The following is a 5866-nucleotide window of genomic DNA, read 5'->3' on the forward strand; positions in this document are numbered from 1 at the left end:
GATACTGAAATAATCTTAAAACTGACAAATTTATACATTTTCACTCTGAGAACCATTATAAAATGATTTTCAAGGTAAAGATTTATAAATCAGAAAGCTGTTTTTGAATAAAATCAGCAGAGCCTAATTCGTTTCATTGACGCTAAACTGTAGCAAAATAATAAAAATAAAACAACAAAAGTTGATTTAAAACCTTATAAATTAGAATTAACTAAGTGTGAATTATCTTCGTGGACTTGAACATCATTCTCTCTTTTTTTGCTTTTATTTACATAATTTCTTAATAATACTCCATAAAATTTTATGGATTTGTTCAATACTTAAATTCGCGTTTATTTTTTTCCAACCGTATTTTTTTCCAAACTTTAAATGCGCTAAACGAACTTTTTTAGTTAAATTTTCGTCAGTCTCGTGTTTGTGATTTTTTTCAACAGCTTCATTAAATCTCTCCCCATCAAACAATATTGATGAATCCTCTTTTAAAAGACGCGAATTTATTTTTTCTAAAAATTTTTGGTCTACACCAGCGCCAACGCCCCAAGCAAGACCTGTGCCAATATAATCTTCCGCGATTATATTGATGCCTTGTTTTAATTTTTGTTTTAAAATCGGTTCAAATTGAGTTCTATTTAAAACATAAATAATTTGAGCTTCTTTTGGGCTAATATCATAACTGTTTTTCTGCCGTAAAAAATTATTTAAAATTTTTCCTGACGACTCTAAATCATATATCGGATATTTCAAATATTCCGCTTTTATATTTTCTTTATTTAATTTTTCAACCAATAATTTTGCCTGAGTTGTTTTGCCTAAATTATTTATGCCGTATAAAACAATAAATTTTCCTTGTTTTTTCATAATAATTATCGGTTATCGCCTTCTCCATGTAATTTATTTCTTGTTTTTCTTAATTTTAATTTTCTAATATTACAATCAGCGATTTTATTTAAAGACAATTTTAATTCTGTGGCTAATTGCGCGACATACCATAAAACATCGCCTAATTCTTTTTGAATTTCTTTTTTTGTTTGTTCGTCAATTTTTCCATTTTTATCTCTAATCACTTTTTTAATTTTTTCAGCAACCTCGCCCGCTTCTCCAGTTAGTCCTAAAACAGGATAAATAAAATTTTTACCTTGGTTAGGATAAATAGCTGTTGAACGGGATTTTTTTTGATATTGATTAAAATCCATATTATATTATTTTTTCAATCAATTTATATAATTCTTCAAAACTATTATTATTATCCATCCTAATGTCAGCTCGTTCTCCAACTTTGCCAATTTCAATTTCAGATTCTTGTCTATTTTCTTTTTTAAAATCATCAAATGTTTTTGTTTTATCTCCAGAATTTTCAGATCTTTTTATAACGCGTTTATACCTTTTTTCAATATCAGCAATTATATAAACAAGTTTAAATCCTTTAATTTTTTTTAAATATTTAATATCAGCAAATCGCCTGACACCGTCAACAATAATAATTTTATGTTGATCATTCTTTACATCTTTCGCGATTACTTTTGCTAAAATATCCTGTTCAAAATTTTCTCTTAATATTGTAGAAAGCTTTTGCATATTCTCTCTATTAATTTCTTTATGCAATCTGTCTAAAATATCTCTTAAAATAGTGGAAAAACGATGATAACCCACATCGTATTTTTGAGATAAATAATTATATATTGTTCCTTTTCCGCTTGCAATTTCGCCAATAAGTCCTATAATTATTTTTTTATTTGCCATAAATATTTTAATTATTTTTTTCTTTAATATCTTGCAAACCTCTTCTTATATCCCAATTATCAAGATCCATATCAGAATGCAAAATTAAATTTGGAAATTCTTTTTTAATGGCTTGATGCATTTTATGAGCAATTTTTCTAAGAGTGGGGTGAACTAATTTTCCAGAACGCAATTCTATTGTATAAATTGTCGCTGGTAAACCATAAGAAACTTTGCAAGCGACATTAAATCCCATAGCTATATAATATTGTTTTATTTCCAAAGAGGCGTCTAAATTATCTATATTTTTTATTTGCGCGCTTATTAATTTTTGAGCTTTCTTTTTTAAATTTTCTGGCAATTGTTCTAAATACCACTGATTAAATCCTATTTTTGTTGTTAATAATGGCATTCTGCAAATTCCGTTTCTGTGCCTTTGGATATCTCGAAAAGATCCAAAATCAAGAAAAAAATTAAAAGTAATATTTCCAAGCTCTGCTAAAAAAACAGGAAGATTTGTTTTTATTGGTCTTGTTTTTATAATGTCTTCATATTGATTAAGTTCTGTTATAGATATATTTGTTTTATAAAAAAAATCGTTTTCAATATTTTGAGGATTATAATAATTATATTTAGCTACAATTTTTTCTCTATATTTTTCTTGGCTTTCATAAAATTTATGGCTAAAACTATGAGAATATTTTTCTTTTAATTTAAAAAGAGCTATTTCAGTTATTTTTCTTACTTCTACTAATGGATGATGTTTTAATAATGATAATTTATCCCAAGCTTGTCTTAAATTTGTATGCCAACTCAATTGCGTTGTTATTCCAGCTGGCAAAAATCCTCTCATAATATCAAAACTTCTCGCGTCAATGGCTTTTAAATAAACTGATTCATCTTCGTCTTTTTTGCGCGGATATTTTTTAATCAAATGTCTCTTAAGTTCTTCTTGATTATTAATATAAAATTCCATCCATTTGTCTAAAATTTCTTTTGATTTTTCTGTTTTTAAAGGATTAACAATCGGTTGAGCTGACATATCAATATATCTTGTGCTTGTTTCTTGTCCCGCGTATAATTGCCAATCTTGAATTGCTTTATCAGCCAGCATACTCACGCCTTCAATAAAAATTGTCGCACTTCCGCAATCAGCAATACTTGAATGTCCATAACCTACATAAAATTTTTCCATAAATTTACCGGATCCAGATTCTTTTACTTTTCGAACATGATCTTCAACGCTTTTTGGACTGCGGGAATAAAGTGCTTGCATCATTGCTATATCTTCTGGGGAAAATTCGTCATAAATAAATATTTTTGCCATAATCTTAAAATTAAAATTAATCATTTTCCATTTTTATCTGGTTTCATATTATCATAAGTAGTCATTTTATCGCTTAAAAGTTCATATTTTACTTTTGCTTCCACAAAAATTTCTTTACTTCTGTTTCCAGCATGATAATCTTGCGCGCATACAACTCTTTTAATTCCCGTATTAATAATCATTTTAGCGCATGTATAACAAGGTGTCATTTTACAATATAAAGTGGAGCCATTTAAAGCAATACCAAATCTGGCTGCTTGGCAAATCGCGTTTTGTTCCGCATGGGTTGTTCTTATACAATGCATTGATTCCTGTCCATCCTTGTGTTTTACAGTATGCATTTCATGTCCGACTTCATCGCAATGAGAAATTCCTGTGGGAGATCCAACATAACCTGTAGAAATAATTCTTTTGTCTAAAGTTATTACACATCCAGCCTTGCCCCTATCGCATGTTCCGCGAGCCCCGACCATTTCTACAATTTGCATAAAATATTCGTCCCAACTAAGGCGAATATGGTTTTGATTTTTGTTCATAAAAAAAAATAAAATAAAAATTTGATTAAACTTGCTTTATATTACCAAACAAAAATAAAAAAGGCAAACAAGGACGCGCTATAACATTTTAACATATAAACACTTTAACATTTAAACAATAAAATATTAAAAAATTTACAAAATATCAAGGCAGACACTTGGCGCAGTAAGATCTGAACAGTTTTGTGCTTAAATACCTGTCGCCTCTGTCAGGCAATACAGTAACAATTATTCCTTTTTTCATTTTACTGGCGATTTTTAAAGCCCCGGAAACAGCGGCGCCACTGGAAATTCCAACAAATAAACCTTCTTTCCTGGCAAGCGCCCGCGCTGTTTTAAACGCTTCTTCATCTTCAACAATAATTTTTTCATCTAATTCTTCTCGCTTGTAAATTTTTGGAACAATTGACTCTTCCATATTTTTAAGCCCCTGGATTGAATGATTTTTTGCCGGCTCAATCCCGATAATTTTAATTTTTGGATTTTTCTTTTTTAAATATCTGCCAACTCCTATAATAGTCCCGCCAGTTCCAATACCAGCAGTAAATACATTAACTTGTTTGTTAGTTTGCGAAAAAATTTCAGGTCCTGTTGTTTCATAATGCGCTAAAACACAATTTTCATTTTTATATTGGTTTGGCATATAATATTTTTCAGGATTTTTTTTAACAATCTGAAGCGCTTTTTTTATTGAAACATCTATTTGATGTTTTCCTTTTGTCAATATAACTTCAGCGCCAAACGCCTCCAATGTTCTGCGTCTTTCTGAGCTCACGCATTCCGGCATAACAAGTTTTACCTTATATCCTTTGACCGCGCAAATCATTGCTATGGCGATTCCTGTATTGCCGGAAGTCGGCTCAACAATTGTTTTATGTTTTGTTAGTTCGCCTGTTTTTTCGGCTTTTTTTATCATATAATAAGCAGACCTGTCTTTAATTGAACCGCTTGGATTAGCGCCTTCAAATTTACAAAATATTTTTACATTTTTATTTTTGTTGATATTAATCAATTCAATCAGCGGAGTATTGCCAATAGCGTTTAATAGATTGTATTTTCCTTTTTCCATAAAATATTAATAATATTGTCTTATTATTCTAAAATAATAAAATAATTTGGTCAATGCGTAAGGATAAATCGCGGCCTATCCCTACTGAACACTAAACATTGATGAATTCATAAATTGTTGTGAAAAAAGCGCGGTCGCACCTGTTTTACAACAATCCATTTTTTTCAACTGTTGTAAAAAAAAGCGCGGTCGCATCATTTTTACAACAGTTTGAAATTTAAAATAAAAGAAGGGCGCAAAATTTTGCGCCCCTGTGAATTTTTAAAACGCCTATTCTAATTTTTTAATTTTGCGTATTTTATCTCCTTTTCCAATCCCTAACTTCCAACAATCCTCTCCCTTTGTCTTTAATAACTAATTTTTGCTTAGATCTCCAGCCGTATTTGTCTATAATTTCCTTTGGAATATTCAAAGAATAGCTATAAGAGCTATTTTTGGCCAATTTTCTAATACTTCTCATAATAATAAATATTATTTTTTAGATGCATCTATAAAGGCATCTATAGATGCCTTTATTATAGTATAATTTTATTGATTCTGCCATAAAATTAAATATGGATTTATTTTTATTCAACAGCAGAGATTGATTTAAAGCCTATCCTTACAAATCTATATATATCAACTTTTGAATTTTGTTATAATATTTTATGCCAATATCTATTTCTTATTTGTCATTTTTTTATTAAAACATTTCTTTGACCAGTTTTTGTCACGGGTCCAACTATTCCATTTTTCTCTAATGAATCCATTAAACGAGACGCTTTATTATAACCAACTCTTAATTTTCTTTGTAAAAATGATATACTTGCTTTTTGGGCTTCGATTACATTTTTTTTAGCTTCCTTTAATAACTCGTCATCTTCTCTCATATCAACTGGCTCTATCTTCACAAGTCCGTTATTCCATTGCAAAAGTTTTCTTATTTTTATTATTTCCAATAAAAACAATAAAAATATAATTGCGATAATTGTTAAAATAATTTCTGTATACATATTTTTAAATGCAATTATTAAATGATAATTAAATTAAATTTTCCCTCTTTTATTTCTATTTTTATGAATTTGCCTATGTTTCGCTTTAGTCACAATCTGTGTGTTTTTCTTTATTGTCTTTCCACCTATTGCAACTGGCTTTAAATGACGCAAAATTAAGTGTAAAAAAAATTGCGAGTAATATATCAAATTCCGAGCGGTAATTGGCTTGATTTATTACTTA

8 protein-coding genes are annotated in these 5866 nt (G+C 29.1%); all 8 read right to left on the reverse strand.

Going from position 1 to position 5866, the window contains the following annotated elements; translation table 11 throughout:
• Positions 1–264: 264 nt before the first annotated feature.
• Entirely contained in the window at positions 265–858 is a 594-nt protein-coding gene (locus U9O55_00210) for a hypothetical protein (GenBank protein MEA2088256.1), read from the reverse strand.
• A gap of 5 nt (positions 859–863) precedes the next feature.
• Positions 864–1193: a nucleoside triphosphate pyrophosphohydrolase family protein gene (locus tag U9O55_00215; protein ID MEA2088257.1), complete on the reverse strand. Its 330-nt coding sequence runs from the start codon at positions 1191–1193 to the stop codon at positions 864–866.
• 1 nt (position 1194) lies between these two features.
• Positions 1195–1740 carry an AAA family ATPase gene (locus U9O55_00220; protein MEA2088258.1) on the reverse strand — a complete coding sequence of 182 codons (546 nt, stop codon included), beginning with the start codon at positions 1738–1740 and terminating at the stop codon, positions 1195–1197.
• A gap of 7 nt (positions 1741–1747) precedes the next feature.
• Positions 1748–3046, reverse strand: coding sequence for an FAD-dependent thymidylate synthase (locus tag U9O55_00225; GenBank protein MEA2088259.1), 1299 nt, complete (start codon positions 3044–3046; stop codon positions 1748–1750).
• A gap of 20 nt (positions 3047–3066) precedes the next feature.
• Positions 3067–3582, reverse strand: a complete 516-nt coding sequence (locus tag U9O55_00230) for a cytidine/deoxycytidylate deaminase family protein (protein MEA2088260.1) — start codon at positions 3580–3582, stop codon at positions 3067–3069.
• Between the two features lie 145 nt (positions 3583–3727).
• On the reverse strand, positions 3728–4651 hold the full coding sequence (locus U9O55_00235; GenBank protein ID MEA2088261.1) for a cysteine synthase family protein: 924 nt from the start codon (positions 4649–4651) through the stop codon (positions 3728–3730).
• Between the two features lie 298 nt (positions 4652–4949).
• Positions 4950–5111: a hypothetical protein gene (locus U9O55_00240; GenBank protein ID MEA2088262.1), complete on the reverse strand. Its 162-nt coding sequence runs from the start codon at positions 5109–5111 to the stop codon at positions 4950–4952.
• 211 nt (positions 5112–5322) lie between these two features.
• The gene (locus tag U9O55_00245; GenBank protein MEA2088263.1) at positions 5323–5643 is read right to left on the reverse strand and encodes a DNA translocase FtsK; all 321 of its coding nucleotides are present in this window, start codon (positions 5641–5643) and stop codon (positions 5323–5325) included.
• Positions 5644–5866 lie beyond the last annotated feature (223 nt).

The organism is Patescibacteria group bacterium (assembly GCA_034660655.1).
Classification (GTDB): domain Bacteria; phylum Patescibacteriota; class Patescibacteriia; order JAACEG01; family JAACEG01; genus JAACEG01.